This window comes from Sulfitobacter sp., from assembly GCF_036960155.1.
Lineage (GTDB): Bacteria > Pseudomonadota > Alphaproteobacteria > Rhodobacterales > Rhodobacteraceae > Sulfitobacter.
The window spans coordinates 169,828-188,797 of the sequence record NZ_JBALWB010000002.1 but is presented as its reverse complement, the minus strand read 5'-3'; the positions used below and the strand labels follow the sequence as shown (position 1 = coordinate 188,797).

22 protein-coding genes are annotated in these 18,970 nt (G+C 54.5%); 17 read left to right on the top strand and 5 right to left on the bottom strand.

Going from position 1 to position 18,970, the window contains the following annotated elements:
* The first annotated feature begins 32 nt into the window (after positions 1–32).
* On the top strand, positions 33–428 hold the full coding sequence (locus V7775_RS07405; protein WP_335751247.1) for a DUF6524 family protein: 396 nt from the start codon (positions 33–35) through the stop codon (positions 426–428).
* A 34-nt stretch (positions 429–462) separates the two neighbouring features.
* Here V7775_RS07405 and V7775_RS07400 read toward each other — a convergent pair whose 3' ends face one another.
* From V7775_RS07400 to nthA, 3 genes are read right to left on the bottom strand one after another with little or no spacing between them, the layout of a single operon-like run.
* A complete protein-coding gene (locus V7775_RS07400) occupies positions 463–792 on the bottom strand; it encodes a nitrile hydratase accessory protein (protein ID WP_335751246.1) in 330 nt (109 codons plus the stop codon).
* On the bottom strand, positions 789–1,463 hold the full coding sequence (gene nthB / locus V7775_RS07395) for a nitrile hydratase subunit beta (protein ID WP_335751245.1): 675 nt from the start codon (positions 1,461–1,463) through the stop codon (positions 789–791). Before nthB ends, V7775_RS07400 begins: the two co-directional genes overlap by 4 nt.
* Positions 1,460–2,080, bottom strand: a complete 621-nt coding sequence (gene nthA / locus V7775_RS07390; protein WP_335751244.1) for a nitrile hydratase subunit alpha — start codon at positions 2,078–2,080, stop codon at positions 1,460–1,462. Before nthA ends, nthB begins: the two co-directional genes overlap by 4 nt.
* A 136-nt stretch (positions 2,081–2,216) precedes the next feature.
* Between nthA and secG the strand changes: the two genes are divergently transcribed.
* Positions 2,217–2,582, top strand: a complete 366-nt coding sequence (gene secG / locus V7775_RS07385; RefSeq protein ID WP_335751243.1) for a preprotein translocase subunit SecG — start codon at positions 2,217–2,219, stop codon at positions 2,580–2,582.
* Between the two features lie 197 nt (positions 2,583–2,779).
* Complete coding sequence (locus V7775_RS07380) at positions 2,780–4,426, top strand: CTP synthase (protein ID WP_335751242.1); 1,647 nt, start codon at positions 2,780–2,782, stop codon at positions 4,424–4,426.
* 50 nt (positions 4,427–4,476) lie between these two features.
* Here V7775_RS07380 and V7775_RS07375 read toward each other — a convergent pair whose 3' ends face one another.
* A complete protein-coding gene (locus V7775_RS07375; RefSeq protein WP_335751241.1) occupies positions 4,477–5,961 on the bottom strand; it encodes an inorganic phosphate transporter in 1,485 nt (494 codons plus the stop codon).
* A 68-nt stretch (positions 5,962–6,029) separates the two neighbouring features.
* Entirely contained in the window at positions 6,030–6,503 is a 474-nt protein-coding gene (locus V7775_RS07370; RefSeq protein WP_335751240.1) for an NUDIX hydrolase, read from the bottom strand.
* Between the two features lie 237 nt (positions 6,504–6,740).
* On the opposite strand from V7775_RS07370, the gene rlmJ reads away from it, so the two are divergent.
* The 14 genes from rlmJ to V7775_RS07300 all read left to right on the top strand — a co-directional run bounded on the left by rlmJ (position 6,741) and on the right by V7775_RS07300 (position 18,891).
* Complete coding sequence (rlmJ, locus tag V7775_RS07365; protein ID WP_335751239.1) at positions 6,741–7,520, top strand: 23S rRNA (adenine(2030)-N(6))-methyltransferase RlmJ; 780 nt, start codon at positions 6,741–6,743, stop codon at positions 7,518–7,520.
* A 28-nt stretch (positions 7,521–7,548) separates the two neighbouring features.
* Positions 7,549–7,845 carry a DUF1330 domain-containing protein gene (locus tag V7775_RS07360; RefSeq protein ID WP_335751238.1) on the top strand — a complete coding sequence of 99 codons (297 nt, stop codon included), beginning with the start codon at positions 7,549–7,551 and terminating at the stop codon, positions 7,843–7,845.
* 19 nt (positions 7,846–7,864) lie between these two features.
* On the top strand, positions 7,865–8,515 hold the full coding sequence (locus V7775_RS07355) for a hypothetical protein (protein ID WP_335751237.1): 651 nt from the start codon (positions 7,865–7,867) through the stop codon (positions 8,513–8,515).
* Positions 8,516–8,524: 9 nt separating this feature from the next.
* A complete protein-coding gene (locus tag V7775_RS07350) occupies positions 8,525–8,962 on the top strand; it encodes a tellurite resistance TerB family protein (RefSeq protein ID WP_335751236.1) in 438 nt (145 codons plus the stop codon).
* A 29-nt stretch (positions 8,963–8,991) separates the two neighbouring features.
* Positions 8,992–9,426: a tellurite resistance TerB family protein gene (locus V7775_RS07345; protein WP_335751235.1), complete on the top strand. Its 435-nt coding sequence runs from the start codon at positions 8,992–8,994 to the stop codon at positions 9,424–9,426.
* Between the two features lie 111 nt (positions 9,427–9,537).
* On the top strand, positions 9,538–10,311 hold the full coding sequence (locus V7775_RS07340) for an ABC transporter ATP-binding protein (protein WP_335751234.1): 774 nt from the start codon (positions 9,538–9,540) through the stop codon (positions 10,309–10,311).
* Positions 10,312–10,345: 34 nt separating this feature from the next.
* Complete coding sequence (locus V7775_RS07335) at positions 10,346–11,083, top strand: transporter substrate-binding domain-containing protein (protein WP_335751233.1); 738 nt, start codon at positions 10,346–10,348, stop codon at positions 11,081–11,083.
* A gap of 77 nt (positions 11,084–11,160) precedes the next feature.
* Entirely contained in the window at positions 11,161–12,042 is an 882-nt protein-coding gene (locus V7775_RS07330; protein ID WP_335751750.1) for an ABC transporter permease, read from the top strand.
* Positions 12,039–12,845, top strand: coding sequence for an ABC transporter permease (locus V7775_RS07325; RefSeq protein ID WP_335751232.1), 807 nt, complete (start codon positions 12,039–12,041; stop codon positions 12,843–12,845). Before V7775_RS07330 ends, V7775_RS07325 begins: the two co-directional genes overlap by 4 nt.
* A gap of 84 nt (positions 12,846–12,929) precedes the next feature.
* Positions 12,930–14,264 carry a glutamine synthetase family protein gene (locus V7775_RS07320; protein WP_335751231.1) on the top strand — a complete coding sequence of 445 codons (1,335 nt, stop codon included), beginning with the start codon at positions 12,930–12,932 and terminating at the stop codon, positions 14,262–14,264.
* Between the two features lie 3 nt (positions 14,265–14,267).
* Complete coding sequence (locus V7775_RS07315) at positions 14,268–14,957, top strand: type 1 glutamine amidotransferase (protein WP_335751230.1); 690 nt, start codon at positions 14,268–14,270, stop codon at positions 14,955–14,957.
* Entirely contained in the window at positions 14,950–16,308 is a 1,359-nt protein-coding gene (locus tag V7775_RS07310; RefSeq protein WP_335751229.1) for a glutamine synthetase family protein, read from the top strand. The genes V7775_RS07315 and V7775_RS07310 overlap by 8 nt, the downstream gene beginning before the upstream one ends.
* Before the next feature lie 9 nt (positions 16,309–16,317).
* Positions 16,318–17,622, top strand: coding sequence for an NAD(P)/FAD-dependent oxidoreductase (locus tag V7775_RS07305; RefSeq protein WP_335751228.1), 1,305 nt, complete (start codon positions 16,318–16,320; stop codon positions 17,620–17,622).
* A 93-nt stretch (positions 17,623–17,715) separates the two neighbouring features.
* Complete coding sequence (locus V7775_RS07300; RefSeq protein ID WP_335751227.1) at positions 17,716–18,891, top strand: DegT/DnrJ/EryC1/StrS family aminotransferase; 1,176 nt, start codon at positions 17,716–17,718, stop codon at positions 18,889–18,891.
* The last annotated feature ends 79 nt before the right edge of the window (positions 18,892–18,970 follow it).

Here is an 18,970-nt window from a genome sequence, read left to right as displayed (position 1 = left end):
TTGCGCTCAAACACGATAAAGGACGACAAATCATGGGCTTTCTTCTGCGGTGGGTTTGCGCATTTCTATTGCTTGCAGCGACATTTAACCCGACTGAGTATAACTACATCCAATGGGTACGCAGCTATGGCGGCATGAATGTCTCAATTGCTGTATTAACCGGTTTGGTTCTACTGGTCGGCTATATTATTTACCTGCGCGCAACCCTGCGTAGCATTGGCGCGTTTGGTATGATTCTCGTGCTCGCCGTGGTCGGTGCAGGACTGTGGGTACTGTATGACCTTGGCGTGTTGCGCCTCGAAGACCCGACAATGAATGTCTGGCTGGGCCTCGGCGCGCTGAGCTTTGTTCTTGCCATCGGCCTCAGCTGGAGCATCGTACGCCGCTCTCTATCTGGTCAGGCCGATGTTGATGATGTGGATGCATAGTATTTGGGACGGTGGGTGGGGCGTTTTTAGCCCGTCAGGGCTTAACAGCGCCATCTAGCGTCACAGGATCGCCGTGTGCGGTGCTCAGATAGGCGTGCTCCCAAGCGGCGCGCATCTGCTCTACCGCCTCGGGATCCGTCATCTTTATCTCGGTCAAAAACCCTTCCAGTGTCTCTAACCACGCTGTGAAATAATCTTCGCCGCCATTCAGCTCTTTTGTCAGGCCGTGTTTCTTGAGCATGGCACCAAAACGCTGTGCCCAATCACCCCAGACAAAATGCCCTGCTTCATTCAAATGCACTGTCAGTGCAAACACTTGCGCATGCCAAGGGGCTTCAAACGCCGGTTCCGGAAGAGTATTCATGCAGGCTCCAGATAGCTTTGCCATAGGTCTAGAACGACCTCATCGCGAGGGTGTTCAGGATGTTGCCACAGCTCAGCCGCCGGAAATATAACTGCATACAGCGGCTCTGGCGCTTCGCCCAATCCATGCGCGTTGCTGTCAGGCAAAACATGGGTGCCGTGATAGCGTAGGATGCGCCCCTGTGCCCCCGCTGCATATGTTGGCAATCGGGTATGCCCGCCCGACACCAGCACATTTTCAGCAATGCGCCGCGTCATGACCTCGTCACCTATCTCATAAACTGGCGCAATTGTACTTTCGCGGTCCGCAGGGCCACCTCGTGCCATTGCACCCGCCACTTGATCCGCGGTTAGTTTCTTCTCCGCCAGTTCGCTCATCTGCGCGGTGGTTTTACCCGCCAACTCGTCTCGACTCATAACACCAGTGCTCACCAGCAAATTTGCCAACCCACCCATCCACTTTTCGTAATAACTGAATGCCATGTAGTCTTTAGGGGGCAAACATTCACGCATGTGACGCGACACATCAATGTTCCATTTCCCCAAACTGCCCGAGGCAAGAGTCAACGCAAGGGCGCGGGCATGCCAATCAGCGTGAAATATCTCATCCTCGGGTTCCGGCACCACAGCGCCATCACCGAATCTGCCGCCCATGTCATGAACGCGACTCATGTTGGCACCGATGCGATCGCCGTACCAACCATGCTGTCGCGCGACACCAAATCCATCAACGCGTCTTCGCTCAAGCCGTCTGTGCCAGCTGGTCGCATCGGCAACACAAGATAGCGCACCTCAGCGGTCGAATCCCACACCCGAACAGCTGTTTTATCATCAAGCGTCACACCAAAGTCCGACAGCACCTTGCGCGGTTCACGTACAACACGTGCACGGTACGCGTCAGATTTATACCATCCCGGCGGGATACCCAGCAAAGGCCACGGATAGCAGCTACATAGGGTACAAACGACAATATTGTGGGTATCTGGCGTGTTTTCGACCACCACCATGTGCTCGCCCTGCCTGCCGTAATATCCCAACTCACGTAGGGCGGCATCTGCATCGGTGCGCAAAGCTTCTAAAAATTCGGGCTCCCGCCACGCTTTGGCAACAACATGCGCGCCGTTTCGCGGGCCAATCTTGTTTTCATAGGTATCTATGAGCGTATCCAGAGCCGCCGGATCGACCAGCCCCTTTTGCGTCAAGATGGTTTCAAGAGCCTTAACGCGCAAAGCAGGTGCGGGTGGCAAAAGGGCGTGCGGGTGATCATGGTCAGGGCTATCATGGGGCATAATTCGGACATTGCCTCGTAATTTTCGGCTTGTCTATGCCACTCTACTCACATCAGGCGTGCATCCTCCCTTGCTCCCCAATGCAAATGTGCCTAGATACCCCCAAACCGATCCAGAAAAGAGCAGCCAGTACCCCATGGAAAACGTCGTCCTGATCATCCACCTCATTCTTGCGCTTGGCCTGATTGGCGTGGTGTTGTTGCAACGTTCAGAAGGCGGCGGCCTTGGTGTCGGCGGCGGCGGCGGTGGTGCTAACTCCGGTCGCCCTCCAGCAACCGCAATGAGCAGGGTTACGTGGATTTTGGGCGCAGCGTTTGTTGTGACATCCATCACACTAACCATCGTATCTGCGCAAAAATCCGCAGGAGTTTCCGTGCTGGACCGTCTAATCGCGTCCCCACCTGCATTGAACCAGAACGAGGGTGTCACCGCGCCAGCGTTAGACAATCTGCTGCCGCCTGCTGAAGGCGACAACGCACCACTGGTTCCAACGCTCGACTAATCTACTAAACTCAATAACTTGAGGTAATGCAGAAAAACGTAACACGATGTTGCGTCCACTGCCTTGCCTTAAGCCTCCGAATCCTGTTATACTGAGGTCCCGTAGTGGTGCGGTTTTTGCACCTTGTTTGGGCGCCCTTTTTGCAGGCCCTACAGACGTAAATCAGACGCATAGTTGCGCACGGGAGAGTACTTTACATGGCACGCTATATTTTCATCACCGGCGGTGTTGTTTCCTCTCTTGGCAAAGGTCTTGCCTCGGCGGCATTGGGCGCGTTGTTACAGGCCCGTGGCTTCTCGGTGCGCCTTCGCAAGCTTGACCCCTACCTTAACGTTGATCCTGGCACGATGAGCCCGTTTGAACATGGCGAGGTGTTTGTCACTGATGATGGTGCCGAAACTGATCTCGATCTGGGCCACTACGAACGCTTTACTGGCGTGGCAGCACGCAAAACCGATTCTGTTTCATCTGGGCGCGTTTACTCCACTGTTTTGGAAAAAGAACGCCGCGGTGATTATTTGGGTAAAACCATTCAGGTCATCCCTCACGTCACCAACGAAATCAAAGATTTTCTGCGCGTTGGCGAAGATGAAGTTGATTTTATGCTGTGTGAAATCGGCGGCACGGTCGGCGACATCGAAGGCCTTCCGTTCTTTGAGGCCATCCGCCAGTTCGCCCACGATAAGCCCCGCGGTCAGTGTATTTTCATGCACCTCACGTTGCTGCCCTATCTTGCGGCATCTGGTGAACTAAAAACAAAGCCGACACAGCACTCGGTTAAGGAACTGCAAAGCATCGGCATCGCGCCTGACATCCTTGTGTGCCGCTCTGAGCATCCGATCCCAGAAAAAGAGCGCGAGAAGATTGCGCTGTTCTGTAACGTGCGCAAAGAATCGGTTGTGGCAGCCTACGATCTGAAATCAATTTACGAGGCCCCACTGGCCTATCACGCGCAAGGGTTAGATCAGGCGGTTTTGGACGCGTTTGATATCTCCCCTGCTCCGCGTCCTGATTTGTCGGTTTGGCACGACGTCTATGACCGCATCCAAAACCCCGAGGGCGAAGTAAAAGTAGCCATCGTCGGCAAATACACTCAGCTGGGTGATGCCTATAAATCCATTGCCGAGGCCCTGACACATGGTGGCATGGCCAACCGCGTGCGCGTAAAAATCGAATGGGTCGATGCAGAGGTCTTTGACAAGTCCGGCGACGCAGCCTCACACCTTGAAGGGTATCACGCGATTCTCGTTCCTGGTGGATTTGGCGAGCGTGGCACCGAAGGTAAGATCAAAGCAGCACAATACGCCCGTGAGCACAAAGTTCCCTACCTTGGGATCTGCTTGGGTATGCAAATGGCCGTCATCGAAGCGGCACGTAATGTTGCTGGCATCTCTACAGCTGGTTCAGAAGAATTTGACCACGAGTCAGGCAAGAAGCGTTTTGAACCTGTTGTCTATCACCTCAAAGAATGGGTGCAGGGCAACCACAAGGTCGAGCGCAAGGTTGGCGATGACAAAGGCGGCACAATGCGTCTAGGCGCCTATGATGCCACCCTCACCGAGGGTTCCAAGGTCGCCGAAGTATACGGCACCACATCTATCGATGAACGCCATCGTCACCGCTATGAGGTGGATATCGCCTACCGCGAGCAGCTGGAAAAAGTGGGCATGACGTTCTCTGGCATGTCACCTGATGGCAAGCTGCCCGAGATCGTGGAATGGTCCGATCATCCTTGGTTTATTGGTGTGCAGTTCCACCCGGAACTCAAGTCAAAGCCGTTCAAACCGCATCCGTTGTTTGAAGGTTTTGTGAAGGCCGCCAAGGAAAACTCTCGCTTGGTATAAGCCGATAGGTATCGCGCGGAGCCCTTTTGGGCCCCGCGCCAAGGGCTGATTTAACCAACCGCCCAGTTAATTGTCACAAATATCAATGCCGATAACGTGGCCGCAGCCGGTACAGTGATTACCCATGCGGCAAGGATCGTCAGGAAATGCGAGCGGCGCACCAGCTTGCGGCGGCGGCGCTCTTCTGGAGCGAATTTTGCACGTTCGGGTATCGCAAGGCGTTGCTGACGCAGACGACGCTCGGCGTCCCATTCCCGAAAGAACCCAACCCCAAAAACACCACCCACGGCGATATGCGTAGAACTAACAGGCAAACCTAACCAGCTTGCGATGATCACTGTCAGCGCAGCGGACAGTGCCACACAGTAAGCGCGCATTGGGTTTAGCTTGGTGATTTGGCCGCCGACCATGCGGATCAGCTTGGGGCCAAACAAGAACAGACCAAACGAAATACCAAAGGCACCAATCACCATAACCCAGAATGGGATGCTGACAGCGTCGGTAAAGTTTTCGGATTGGGACGCTTGAACAATCGCCGCCAACGGTGCCACGGCATTTGCCACGTCATTTGCGCCATGTGCAAAGCTAAGCAGTGCTGCGGATACAACCAGCGGAATGCCGAACAAAACCTTCAGCGACTTGTTGCGGTTTTCTAGTCCTTCAGATTGCTTGCGGATCACTGGGATCATCACAAGCCAGACAAGCACACCAATAGCAGCACCGATCATCAGCGCGGTAGGCATGTCGATCTTGATAATCTTCTTAAGACCTTTCAGCGCCAGATAGGCCGAAAACGCACCCGCCATAATGCCCACCAAGATTGGAACCCATTTGCGCGCTGCTGCAATTTTGTCATCACGGTAGATGATGCGCGACTTGATCAACCACAGGAACATCGCCGCAATTAGGCCACCCAGCATCGGGGAAATGACCCAGCTGGCTGCGATTCCTGCCATTGTCGGCCAGTTCACTGCTGCAAAGCCCGCTGCCGCAATGCCTGCGCCCATCACACCACCCACAACAGAGTGCGTTGTTGAGACAGGTGCGCCAACCCATGTAGCAAGGTTGACCCAAAGGGCTGCTGATAAAAGCGCCGCCATCATAGCCCAGATAAAGACAGAAACTGTGCCCATGCTTTCAGGCGCGATGATCCCTTTGGCGATGGTTGAAACAACGTCCCCGCCCGCGATTAGCGCACCCGCACTTTCAAACACCACAGCGATTGCAATCGCTCCACCCATAGAAAGCGCATTGGCACCCACTGCAGGGCCCATATTATTGGCCACGTCATTTGCACCAATGTTGAGCGCCATATAGGCGCCCAGACAGGCTGCAATCACAACGATCAATGAATTGCTGGTTTGCCCGAAAAAGATCATGGCAGAGATGCCAGCCAACAGGATGAACACCAGCGCAATGCCCGGCCCCACCATCGGCCGCGCCACATAAGTGGTCGCAAGTTCCAGATTGGTATAACGCGCTAGGTCGCGATCAAGCGTCTCTAGGTGGCGTGAATCGTCTTGTGGTTTTGTCATTTTGGAGTCCCCCAATTGGCGGGAGTACTTACCGTTCTGCTGGCCCATAAGGCAAGCGTGCATTTACCTCAGACTGAACGTTCAGCGCGGCTTCGAAAGATCGACTGCAATTCGGGCTCTTGCACCATATGCGCAGCTTCACTGGCCTTGACCCATTTTAGGGTCCGTTCATGCGCCTCGGGGAACTTCTTGGCCAAATCCTGCACTTCTACGGAATACACAAGCGTCTCGACCGGAACTTCCAAACCCGAAGCTGCACGTTTGTTGTAGGTATAGCGCCCGACTGGCGCGGTGGAGGCACGGCTATTCTTCACGCCCGCCTCTTCCCATGCTTCGCGCAGGGCTGTTTCGTTAGACTTCAGACCACGGATCGGCCACCCTTTAGGAATAATCCAACGTCCGGTATCCCTGCTGGTGATCAGTAGATATTCACTATCCGCACCCTCGCCGCGATGGCAAAGGGCTGCAACTTGTAACTTCTTAGGGCGCTGCAACAACGGGCCAAGGAACGAGTCCCAGACCCTGTGAAGGGCAACATTCATTTTCGGTAACCACTCGATCTTATTATTTTTATACTCTGTTATATAACGTATCTGATATGAAAGTTCAAATAACGCAAATTTTACCCCTTAAAACCCACTTAACTGACCGGCTTTTTTCGCTCACATACGGCCCATCATCTGCCCCTTCACACCTGTGGGGATGGTTAGGGTTAAATGGGCTGCTGTTACGTACCGATTATACATTGCGCATGTGGCGCTATCCGCTACACCGCTAGCATGCTCAGTTATCAACATATCTATCACGCCGGAAACCTTGCGGACGTGCACAAGCACAGCCTGCTCGCATGGATGCTCTCGTATCTTACGCGCAAGGACAAACCGCTCACGTACCTAGAGACACATGCAGGGCGCGCCCTATATGATCTAGGTGCTGAAGAAGCCCTCAAGACTGGGGAGGCTGCCGCTGGCATCGCGCAGGCGCGCGGCTGGTTCAAAGCAGATCATCCCTACTCAAAAGTTCTGGACAGGGTTGTGGCAGAGGATGGCCCGCAAGCCTATCCCGGCTCACCCCTTATAGCGTCGCACCTGCTACGCCCTACCGACACCATTCATCTGGCAGAACTGCACCCGCGCGAACACTCAGCGCTTGAGCTGGCCATGTCGCCGACGGGGGCCAAATGCCATCTACGTGACGGATTTGAAACGGCATTTGCGCTTTGCCCTCCTACACCACGGCGCGGCATGCTGCTCATTGATCCCAGCTATGAGATCAAAACAGATTACGACGACATCTTCCGCCACATTGCCAAACTGCACCGCGCATGGAACGTAGGTATCATCGCGCTGTGGTATCCGATCCTGACAAGCGGCTCTCATGGGCCGATGCTCAATGCGCTTAGTGGGCAATTCAAGGACGCACTGCGCCACGAAGTCCGCTTTCCGCCTGCGCGGCCGGGCCACGGTATGGTCGGCTCTGGTATGTTTGTGCTAAACCCACCCTATGGGTTGGCGGATGAAGCCAGAAGGCTGGCTGCCCGTTACGCAAAATTGCGCTGAAAAACAGCGAATCAGGGAGAGACCGAACATGTCGAAAAAGGGTTATTGGATCGGAAACATGGAAGTCCGCGATGCGGAAGTCTATGAGAAATACCGCACTGCAAATGCAAAGCCCTTTGCCGAGTTTGGCGCAAAGTTTCTGGTACGCGGTGGCACACAACAAATCCGCGAAGGCGCCGCAAATTCACGCACCGTTATCGTTGAATTCCCAAGCTATGCTGATGCAGTCGCCTGTTATGAAAGCCCAGCCTATCAGGCCGCAAAAGACATTCGTATGGCAGTGTCGGATGGTAGCCTTGTAATTATTGAAGGTTACGGCGGCTAAATTGTGCTAATGTTGCGAGATGAAGTATTTTGTAGCGTTACTACTCTCACTTTTCCCCCTGGCCGCATTAGCCTGCGGCGGTGCGGTTTGCCTCGTTGATCCAGACAGCCTTGCGCTGCCAGACCTCATAACCTTTGACGAAACACGTGCGGGCGCAGGCCCCGGGTATTTGGTTGATGACGTGCTGATACTGGATGGCGCACGTTTCGGTGAACGCTTTGCTGGTCAAACGCTATTCACGCAAGGGACACATGACGCTGTAACTGGCGCTGCATTTGCGCCGCTAACCTTGTTGGCTGGCGACACGGGACAAAACCTGTCTGTTGTCAGCTTTATGGGGGTCAGTGTCCTGAATGGATATGGCCATGCAGGATTCCCCAAACGCGATGCACAAGGTGAAGGGGCGATCGCGATCTTGTTTGATAACGACCAATCCGCCCTGGCCCTTGAATTGCGAGGCGGAGAGGCAGGCGCTGGCGAAGTGTTATTCCTACGGCGCGATGGTTCCCTGCTTGCCCGCGTACCTGTCAGCCCTTTGGGTGAATTTTCCTTAGGCTTTCTGCGGGCGCAGGGTGGTTCTGATATCGCAGGTGTGGTTCTGAACAACACCGACCCACAAGGCATCGCCATTGACACAATTAGATTTGGCAAAGCGCTTAATTTGGGATAACCAGCCATAATGTTAGAACGTCTATTCCCGCGCCGCGCGCCCACGCCAAACCCATTACCACAGCCCAACGCGCAGCTCGCGCTTGGTGCGCTATTGGTTCGGGTGGCATTGGCGAATCGTCAATACCTTGCGTCTGAGGTTGCCCAGATTGACCGGATATTATCCGCTACGTTTGATCTCAAGCCGCTTGATGCAGCCAAATTGCGTGCGGAGTGTGAAGCGCTTGAGCGCCACGCCCCCGGGACCCCAGAATTCACAGAGATACTTCGCCAAGAAGTCCCTTACAGCGAACGCCTTGCGCTTGCTGTAGCCATGTGGTCAGTCGCCATGGCCGACGGGCACCGCGATAATGACGAAGAGCAGCAACTGCTCGACATCGAGACAGCCCTAGGCCTGAGCGATGAAGACATCGAAACCGTGCGCAAAACTGCGCTGGGTGGATCATAAATCCCCTTACTTTGGCTAGGTAATACACCATGTTTTCAGACTTTCTAAAACGGCTGACCGATCCTGCCCCCACCCAATTACCGGATGCGGATGCGCGTCTGGCCCTTACAGCGCTGTTGGTCCGGGTTGCGCGGTCTGACAATGAATATAGTTCATCTGAGCAGCAACGCATTCAAAGTATCATCACCGCACGATACGCCCTTGATGATACAGCACGTGATGCGCTGCTGGCTGACGCCGAAGTACTGGAATCCGAGGCCCCGGACACGGTGCGCTTCACCCGCTCGATCAAAGATGCCGTTGCTTACGAAGACCGTCTCGCGGTGGTTGAGGCCTTGTGGCAGGTTGTTTTAGCCGACGGTGAGCGCGCAAAAGAAGAAGACGCATTGTTGCGTTTGGTTGCGAACTTGCTGGGCATCACCGACATGCAAAGCGCGCAGGCACGCAAACGCGTTGAGCGCTGAATAATTAGGCTTACCTAAGGGCAATCAACTTCGGCATTCTGGCATTGCACATTGCAAATATTGCGAATCTCGCATCTTATGAGTGCTGCAACTGACATAGATGGCCTGCACGTGACATCAGACACCCCTGTTATCGAAATCCGCAACCTCCACAAAGCCTACGGCGAGTTGGAGGTTATCAAAGGCGTGAGCATCGCGGCCCCAAAGGGCCATGTGATTTCGCTCATTGGATCTTCGGGATCAGGGAAATCTACATTGCTGCGGTGCTGCAACTTGCTCGAAGATAGCCAGCAAGGCGAAGTGGTGTTCAAAGGCGAGCCAGTATCATGGCGCGGGACTGGCCACAGGCGCTGTCCTTCAGACACCCAACAGGTGATACGCATCCGCACAAACCTGTCGATGGTATTCCAGCAGTTTAACCTATGGGCCCATATGACCATCCTGCAAAACGTGATGGAAGCGCCGTTGACCGTCCTTGGCCGCGACCGCGATGAGGTCGAAAAATCAGCGCGTGCCTATCTCGACAAAGTGGGGATCGGTGACAAATGCAATGTTTATCCTGCCCAGCTATCTGGCGGCCAGCAACAGCGTGCCGCAATTGCGCGCGCTTTGTGCATGGAACCTGAGGCGCTGCTGTTTGACGAGCCAACTTCTGCGCTCGATCCTGAGCTGGAACAAGAAGTGATCAAGGTCATCAAAGACCTTGCTGCTGAGGGGCGCACGATGATGATTGTGACCCATGACATGAAACTGGCCGCTGATGTGTCGGACACCGTTGTGTTCCTGCACCAAGGCCTGATCGAAGAACAAGGGCCGCCTGAGACATTATTCGGCGCGCCTAAATCAGAACGACTGCGCGGGTTTCTGTCATCAACTCACGCGTAACAGACCAAAAACAAAAAAACCTGGGAGATACCAAATGAAAAACCTCATCCTTGCGACAAGCGCATTGGCTCTAACAGCCGGAATGGCATTTGCCGACGGCCACGGTAAAACAATCCGCATGGGCACCGAAGGCGCCTACCCCCCCTACAACTTCATCAATGACGCAGGCGAAGTAGACGGCTATGAGCGCGAAGTTGGTGACGAGCTGTGCCTGCGCGCCGAGCTGACCTGCGAATGGGTCACCAATGAGTGGGACAGCATCATCCCCAACCTGACATCCGGCAACTATGACACAATCATCGCCGGTATGAGCATCACGGATGAGCGCGAAGAAGTTATCGACTTCACACAGAACTACATCCCGCCTGCCCATTCCGCATATGCGGCGATGTCTGCTGATGCAGATCTGACAGGTGGTGTTATTGCAGCACAAACAAGCACTATTCAGGCTGGTTATGTTGCCGAAAGCGGCGCAACCCTGCTGGAATTCGCAACCTACGACGAAACAGTTGCAGCCGTACGTAACGGCGAAGCAGACGCGGTTTTCGCTGACAAGGACGCGCTTGTTCCTGCAGTAGAAGAAGACGGCAGCGATTTGGTATTCGCAGGCCCTGACGTTCAGTTGGGCGGCGGCGTTGGCATGGGCCTACGCGAAAGTGACACCGAGCTGAAAGCCAAATTCGACGCGGCGATCGCATCCATGAAAGCAGACGGCACACTTAACATCGCCATCAAAAAATGGTTCGGCGAAGAAGCAACCGTATACGAATAAATCTGAGTGAGGGGCGGGATTAAACCGCCCCTCACTTTTTTACAAACACTTACACACCTCTTTCAGCGAGCACTCCCATCTTCAGTTATTGTTCCGACCCCTCCCAACTTGAGGGCCTGAAATGGCTCAGCTGCTATCTGACGACAGGTAAGCACATGAACCTGTATTGGTCGCTGCTTACTGTTCTTACATTGCTTGCCATCACCGCCCCTGCCGCACTTGCGTTTGGTTTTGGGGGCGCTTCTGCTGCGCGGTCACACATTGCGCCGCTGCGCTGGATTGGCAAAACCTATATCGCAATTGTCCGCGGCGTGCCTGACATTGCATTTTTCCTGTTCTTTGTGATCGCACTGGATCAGGGCATCGAATATTTACGCCACAAAACTCTGTGCTCGAATTGGGATGAACCGATCCGCCAAGGTAATGATTTTATCGTCTGCCAAGCCGCAAAAATGCCACTGGGCAGCTCTCCGCAGTGGGTTCATGAAACCTATGGTTTCGCCCTTGCCGTTCTTACGTTTGCCATCGTTTTTGGGGCTTTTGCTGCAAACATTCTTTTTGGCGCCATGCGCACAGTGCCACATGCCCAAATTGAAACAGCCGAAGCATACGGCATGACCCAGCGCCAGACCTTTTGGCGCGTGCTGGTGCCGCAGATGTGGGTGTATGCTCTCCCCGGCCTTGGCAACCTATGGATGGTTCTGATCAAGGCGACGCCATTGTTGTTCCTGTTGGGTGTCGAAGACATCGTTTATTGGTCTCGTGAGTTGGGCGGCTCTAAGACAACCCGTTTCACGGATTACCCGCACGCTGATTGGCGCATGTGGTATTTCCTTGGGCTTTTGGTGTTCTACCTCATTTTCACGCGCCTCTCCGAGATCGTTCTTGAGCGGCTGATGATGCGCCTTACCCGTGGACAAGCCACCACTGGCGGTGAAGCGCAAAGGAAAGCCGCGTGAGTTGTTTTCAAACTGTTCAAGACTATGGCCTACGCGCTATCGGCATCGGCGAACGCCTGCTCCCGCGTGAGGATTTTACGCTATGTGAGCAGTTCACGCTGATCGGATCGGGCATGATCTGGAATGTCTACTTTGGCCTAACGGCGCTGGTTCTCGGGTTCTTCTTTGCCACCGCCCTTGCCCTTGGCAAGGCAAGCCCGCGCGCCATATTCCGCAAACCTTCTGAGTGGTTCGTGTTTGTCTTTCGCGGCTCACCACTGTTTATCCAATTCTTCTTTGGGTATTTCGTTTTCCTGAGCCTCAAATCCTATTCCCAGTTCTTTGATCCCTTCACGTCCGCATGGCTGGGCGCATTGATTGTGCTGTTCTTCAATACCTCAGCCTATTCTGCCGAGATATTTTACGGCGCATTGCGGTCTATCCCCAAAGGCGACGTTGAGGCCGCCGACGCCTATGGTTTAACCGGATGGAGTAGATTCAAGCGGGTGATCTGGCCAACCATGCTACGCCTTGCATGGCCCGCCTACACAAACGAGGCGATCTTCCTGTTTCACGCAACAACGCTGGTCTATATTTCGAGCTTTCCTGCGTGGCAGCAACGCGGTGATGCATTGTATTACGCCAGCTATTTTGCGGACAAAACCTTCAACCCGTTTATCCCCTATCCGATCCTTGCCGGCTACTTCATCGTCCTCACCCTTGTTGTTATTTCGTTTTACGGCCTTGTGAACCGCCGCCTCAATCGGCACTTGCCCGAAGCGAGACGGCAAAAAATACGCTTGCGTCTTAATCTGATCCGGTAGTAGAAATAATTTGATCAAATTATGTGACGCTGGTCACAAGCGATCGGATTCTCCGGTATGCACCAGCGCGCCAAACGGTGACCTATGCACAACTGGCTTCGAAAAAATCCTACCGTCCGCACAATCCGTGTCGCAGCAGCCGATCTCAATGGCGTTCCACGTGGCAAACGTATTCCAACACGATTTGCAGATAGGATAACCCAAGACGGCACACGCTTTCCCTTTTCAGTTCTGAACCTCGACATCTGGGGTGAAGATATTGAAAATAGCCCATTGGTGTTTGACAGTGGTGATCGTGACGGCGTTCTCAAACCCACGGAGCGTGGTTTTATGCCGATGCCATGGTTGGACGCCCCTAGCGCACTGCTACCGATTTGGATGTTTCATGAAGATGGCCGCCCCTATGCAGGCGATCCGCGTCATGCGCTGCGCGCAGTTCTTGATCGCTTTAAGGCGCGTGGTCTCACGCCTGTCTGCGCGGTCGAGCTTGAGTTTTTTTTGATCGATGACAGTGGACGCAAGTTGCAAATTCCACCATCCGAACGGTCTGGTAAACGCCGCAAAGGTGCCGAAACGCTGAGCATTCGCGCACTTGACCAGTTCGACCAGTTCTTTACCGATCTATATGACGCCTGCGAGGAGATGGATATTCCTGCGGACACCGCCATCTCTGAGGCGGGTCTGGGCCAGTTCGAAATAAACATGATGCATTGTGATGATGCCCTGCGCGCGGCGGATGATGCATGGTTGTTCAAAATGCTGGTGCGCGGTCTTGCGCGGCGTCACGGGTTTGCCGCCAGCTTTATGGCCAAACCCTATGCCGATTATCCCGGTTCAGGGCTGCACACGCATTTCTCTGTGCTTGACCAAGATGGGAACAACGTCTTTGACAATGGCGAACAAGACGGCACTGACATCATGCGCCATGCAGTTGCAGGGTGTATGCAGGCGATGCCCGGTTCAGCCCTTGTTTTTGCGCCCCACGCAAACAGCTTTGACCGGATGGTCCCTGGCAGTCATGCTCCTACTGGTGTCAGCTGGGCGTATGAAAACCGAACCTCTTCGATCCGTATTCCGTCTGGCGCAACCTCTGCGCGGCGGATAGAACACCGTGTATCTGGGGGGGATGTGAACCCCTATCTGATGCTCGCAGCGGTTTTGGGCGCCGCAATCAACGGGATTGAAGATGGGATCGAACCGCCCGCTCCTATCACTGGCAATGCTTATGCCGCCGATCTGCCCCAAATCCCAAATACATGGGGCGCTGCAATTGATGCCTTTGAGAGCGATCCAAGCATCGCGCGCATTTTCGCCCCTGAGCTGATCCAAAACCTTGTCCTAACCAAACGCCAAGAACTAGAGTGTATGGAAGAGCTTAGCCCTGCTGAGCGGGTCGAGATATATTTGGATACGGTGTAATAGATGAAAATTGGCATTCTGCGCACAGGTCACTCACCCGATGAACTGGTTGAGACCCTTGGTACCTATGACGTCATGTTCGAACGCCTTCTTGGCGGGAATGATTTTACCTTTGAAACCTTTTCAGTTCTGGATGGTGAGTTCCCTAGCAGCGTCCAAGACGCGGATGGTTGGCTGATTACCGGATCAAAACACGGCGCATATGAAGATCATGCGTGGATACCGCCACTAGAAGAGCTGGTCCGTGATATCAATACATCCGGCAAGCCGTTGATCGGCGTTTGTTTTGGTCACCAAATCATCGCCCAAGCCTTGGGTGGCAAGGTGGAAAAATTCGATGGCGGATGGTCTGTGGGGCGCACGCAATACACGCTTGATGGAAAACCAATCACCCTCAACGCATGGCATCAGGATCAGGTGGTCGAGTTGCCAAAGGGCGCCCGCGTTGTAGGTTCATCTGATTTTTGTGCCAATGCCATGCTCGCCTACGGTGACAACATCTGGACAATCCAACCCCACCCCGAATTTGAAGCCGAATTCATCGATGGGCTAGTCAATACCCGTGGCAAAGGTGTTGTACCCGATGAGCACCTACAAGCCGCAAGCGCAGCACTCCCGTTGCCGATCGACAATGTCGAAGTCGCCAAACAGATGGCGCAATTTTTCAAAACAAAGCGAGGGCCTCATGGCTGATTGGAAAGACAACCTGCCGCCAGCGGCCGCAGAATATCTGGCAGGTCGCCGTTTGGACGAGGTCGAGTGTATTATCCCCGACCTCCCCGGCATTGCGCGCGGCAAAGCCGTCCCTGCATCCAAATTCGCCCGCCAAGACAGCTTTCATCTGCCTGACAGCATCTTTTACCAGACAATCACAGGCAATTGGGGTGAAGCCGCTGGCGATGAAGGATTCATCGAGAAAGACATGGTACTGCGCCCAGACATGTCCACCGCAACCGCAGCACCATGGACCGCAGACTGGACGCTGCAGGTCATTCACGATGCGTATGACCGTGATGGCAACGTCGTAGAATTCAGCCCCCGGAATGTTCTGAAACGCGTTGTTGCCCTTTACCACGCCGAAGGTTGGGAGCCAGTGGTCGCCCCGGAGATGGAGTTTTTCCTGACCGCGCGCAATCTGGACCCTGCACAGGAAATCAAACCTATGATAGGCCGCTCTGGCCGTCCAGCCGCAGCGCGTCAGGCCTATTCAATGACCGCAGTGGATGAGTTCGGCCCCGTTATCGATGACATCTATGATTTTGCCGAGGCACAGGGTTTTGAGATCGACGGCATCACCCAAGAAGGCGGTGCGGGTCAGCTGGAAATCAACCTGCTGCACGGCGATCCGGTCAAGCTGGCGGATGAAGTGTTCTACTTCAAACGCCTGATCCGCGAAGCAGCATTGCGCCACGATTGTTACGCGACGTTCATGGCCAAACCCATCGCCGACGAACCGGGTTCAGCCATGCATATCCACCACTCGGTTTTGGACAAAGTCACAGGCAAGAACATCTTTTCCAATGATGACGGCACTGAAACAGAACCGTTTATGCATTTCATAGCCGGCCTGCAAAATTACATGCCCGCGGCGCTTGCCGTTATTGCACCCTATGTGAATAGCTATCGCCGTTACGTGAAAGACCACGCCGCGCCCATCAACCTTGAATGGGGCCGTGACAACCGCACCACAGGCATCCGCGTACCACTCTCCAGCCCAGCTGCGCGGCGGGTCGAAAACCGTCTAGCGGGTATGGATTGCAACCCCTACCTCGGCATCGCGGCATCCCTTGCCTGTGGCTATCTCGGCCTCAAGGCCGCTAAAAACCCGATGCCTGAATTCAAAGGCGATGCATATGACGGCGACGGCGACATCCCTCGCACGATGGGCGAAGCATTGAACGTGTTTGGTGAAGCGAAGGAACTACACGAAGTTCTAGGCCCCGACTTTGCACGTGTGTATGCGATTGTGAAGGAAGCGGAATACGACGAGTTTTTGCAAGTCATCTCACCTTGGGAGCGTGAGCACCTTCTGCTCAACGTCTGATAGCACGCGATGAACCTGCTCTATTCCAACGACAAGCGCGGCGCGTATCCACCAAGTTGGTACGCGGCCACTGCCACGCCCCTTGCACCTTTTGAGCCCTTAAGGGGCGCACAAAAGGCCGATGTTTGTGTGGTTGGTGCCGGTTATACGGGTCTTTCTGCCGCGCTGCACCTGGCGCAGGCTGGTCGCGATGTTGTTTTGCTGGATGCACAGCGGGTTGGGTTTGGCGCCTCAGGGCGCAACGGCGGACAGCTTGGTTCTGGCCAGCGGATGGAACAGGACGATCTAGAACAGCTCATGGGCGAACCAGAGGCTGCCAAGCTGTGGGATCTTGGTGAAGATGCGAAGGCATTGGTAAAATCACTAATAGCGGAACATCAAATCGAGTGTCACCTCAAACCCGGGGTTGCATGGACCGGCTCAAGCGATTCCGACGTCAAACATCTGCATACCTATGCGGATCTACTAGCCCAAAAATACGGCTACTCCGATATTGAAATACTGGATCAGGCAACCCTTCGATCCGTTTGCCCCTCGCCCGATTATCGTGGTGGCATTCTGGATATGGGGGCGGCGCATCTGCACCCGCTGAACTATGCGCTGGGTCTGGCGCGGGCGGCAGTAGCAGCAGGCGTGCGTATTTATGAGGGCAGCGCGGTCCATGACATTGAGGAAGGCACGCCAGCCACGGTGCGCACGGACGCGGGCCATGTTGTGGCTGATCATGTGATCCTTGCCTGCAACGGGTATCTGGGGGGCCTCAACCGTCAAATCGCCGCGCGGGTCATGCCCATAAACAACTTCATCGCTGCAACCGAGCCCTTAGGCGATCGCATCGCTGATGTCTTGCCGCGCGATGTTGCCGTGGCCGACAGCCGATTTGTGGTGAATTATTTCCGCCTTAGTGATGATGGAAGGCTACTGTTTGGTGGCGGCGAAAGTTACGGCTACCGCTTTCCCACAAACATCGCTGCAAAGGTACGCAAGCCGATGTCTGTTGTGTTTCCTCAGCTCAAGGACGTGCAGATTGACTACGCTTGGGGCGGCACCCTTGGCATCACCATGAAACGCATGCCTTATCTTGCGCGGCCCGGCAAAAACATCCTCTCAGCGTCGGGGTATTCGGGGCACGGCGTGGGGACAGCAACCCATGCAGGTCAGCTGATGGCGCGCGCGATCCAAGGGGACAGTGACGGGTTTGACACGCTCTCCGCAGTACCAGACTCGCCTTTCCCCGGTGGCCCCGCCATGCGATCCCCCCTGCTGATACTCGCGATGACGTGGTACGCAATGCGCGACCGTATGGGCATTTAACCGCTGAATTTACAAAACGGTACATAAAAACTCCTTTGCACCACCTTCTCCTTGTTTTACATTTCTGAAAACATAGATGCAGGAATCTGAAATATGTCATTACCCGACATTCACAAAGCCGAGCCATTACCCGAAAGCCTTAGGGTCGAAATTGACCATCTGATGAGCAGTGGGGATCTGTTTCGCTATACTGCTGACAATGATGCGCCCGCCACGTTACTAGAAGCCGAATTTGCTGAGATGATGGGCAGCCGCTTTGCACTGGCTGTATCCTCTTGCTCAGCCGCGCTTTTCTTGTCCTTAAAGGCCCTGGATCTACCCACGCAAGCGCGCGTCCTGATCCCCGGTTTTACCTTTGCGGCAGTGCCGTCCGCTGTAATCCACGCCGACTGCCTTCCTGTGCTGTGCGAGGTGGGTGAAAACTATCGCATTGATCTGGTCGATTTTGCAGCCAAAATTCCTTCTGTTGATGCAGTGATCATCAGCCACATGCGTGGGCACACCTCTGACATGGATGCCATCATGGATCTGTGTGACGCCGCAGACATCCCCGTGATAGAAGACGCCGCGCATAGCCTTGGCACCACATGGCATGGTCGCAAGATCGGAACACTTGGGCGGATCGGATGCTTTTCGTTCCAAAGCTATAAGATGATCAATGCAGGTGAAGGCGGCATTCTGATCACCGATGACGCTGATCTGGTGGCGCGTGCCATCATCATGTCCGGTGCTTACGAACATAACTGGAAAAAACACCCCGTCCTGCAAGACGCCTTTGCCATCCACCAAAACAAATTGCCGCTTTATAACCTGCGCCTGAGCAACCTCTCTGCCGCTGTGGCCCGTGCCCAACTGCCTGAACTAAACCGCCGCACCGCGGATGGGTTACGCAATCACAACCTGGTCGCCGCTAAGCTGGCTACTTCACCCTACATTGACGTGCCCGCACCGCTGCCACCCGAAATACGCGCACCAGATTCGATCCAGTTTAACCTCACTGGCCTTGACGATGCCACCATCCAAGCCTTTGCCACCAATGCTGCAAAAGCGGGTGTGAAGGTGCAAGTGTTTGGGCAAAGCACAGATAACGCACGCGCATTCTGGAACTGGCAGTTCATTCCCGATCTGCCCGAACTACCCCAAACCCGCGCGATGCTTATGCGCGCCTGCGATGTGCGCCTACCTGTACAACTGAGCACCCAACAATGCAGTGCAATTGCTGACGCGCTGTTAGAGGCTTTGGACGAAGTGATCCGCGCAGCGGCTTGATTTCCCGCAGTCGCCACACATCAAAACGCAAAAAAGGCGGGCTCACACCCGCCTCATGCACCAAACATAAAAATCACGG

Bases quoted from the DNA above. Each gene is read 5' to 3' on its own strand.
- V7775_RS07305 (WP_335751228.1), top strand. From the start codon at position 16,318: ATGAACCTGCTCTATTCCAACGACAAGCGCGGCGCGTATCCACCAAGT.
- V7775_RS07320 (WP_335751231.1), top strand. From the start codon at position 12,930: ATGCACAACTGGCTTCGAAAAAATCCTACCGTCCGCACAATCCGTGTC.
- V7775_RS07315 (WP_335751230.1), top strand. From the start codon at position 14,268: ATGAAAATTGGCATTCTGCGCACAGGTCACTCACCCGATGAACTGGTT.
- V7775_RS07350 (WP_335751236.1), top strand. From the start codon at position 8,525: ATGTTAGAACGTCTATTCCCGCGCCGCGCGCCCACGCCAAACCCATTA.
- V7775_RS07400 (WP_335751246.1), bottom strand. From the start codon at position 792: ATGAATACTCTTCCGGAACCGGCGTTTGAAGCCCCTTGGCATGCGCAA.
- V7775_RS07370 (WP_335751240.1), bottom strand. From the start codon at position 6,503: ATGAATGTTGCCCTTCACAGGGTCTGGGACTCGTTCCTTGGCCCGTTG.
- V7775_RS07380 (WP_335751242.1), top strand. From the start codon at position 2,780: ATGGCACGCTATATTTTCATCACCGGCGGTGTTGTTTCCTCTCTTGGC.
- V7775_RS07345 (WP_335751235.1), top strand. From the start codon at position 8,992: ATGTTTTCAGACTTTCTAAAACGGCTGACCGATCCTGCCCCCACCCAA.
- V7775_RS07310 (WP_335751229.1), top strand. From the start codon at position 14,950: ATGGCTGATTGGAAAGACAACCTGCCGCCAGCGGCCGCAGAATATCTG.
- V7775_RS07355 (WP_335751237.1), top strand. From the start codon at position 7,865: ATGAAGTATTTTGTAGCGTTACTACTCTCACTTTTCCCCCTGGCCGCA.
- nthA (WP_335751244.1), bottom strand. From the start codon at position 2,080: ATGCCCCATGATAGCCCTGACCATGATCACCCGCACGCCCTTTTGCCA.
- secG (WP_335751243.1), top strand. From the start codon at position 2,217: ATGGAAAACGTCGTCCTGATCATCCACCTCATTCTTGCGCTTGGCCTG.
- V7775_RS07360 (WP_335751238.1), top strand. From the start codon at position 7,549: ATGTCGAAAAAGGGTTATTGGATCGGAAACATGGAAGTCCGCGATGCG.
- V7775_RS07335 (WP_335751233.1), top strand. From the start codon at position 10,346: ATGAAAAACCTCATCCTTGCGACAAGCGCATTGGCTCTAACAGCCGGA.
- V7775_RS07300 (WP_335751227.1), top strand. From the start codon at position 17,716: ATGTCATTACCCGACATTCACAAAGCCGAGCCATTACCCGAAAGCCTT.
- V7775_RS07405 (WP_335751247.1), top strand. From the start codon at position 33: ATGGGCTTTCTTCTGCGGTGGGTTTGCGCATTTCTATTGCTTGCAGCG.
- rlmJ (WP_335751239.1), top strand. From the start codon at position 6,741: ATGCTCAGTTATCAACATATCTATCACGCCGGAAACCTTGCGGACGTG.
- nthB (WP_335751245.1), bottom strand. From the start codon at position 1,463: ATGAGTCGCGTTCATGACATGGGCGGCAGATTCGGTGATGGCGCTGTG.
- V7775_RS07375 (WP_335751241.1), bottom strand. From the start codon at position 5,961: ATGACAAAACCACAAGACGATTCACGCCACCTAGAGACGCTTGATCGC.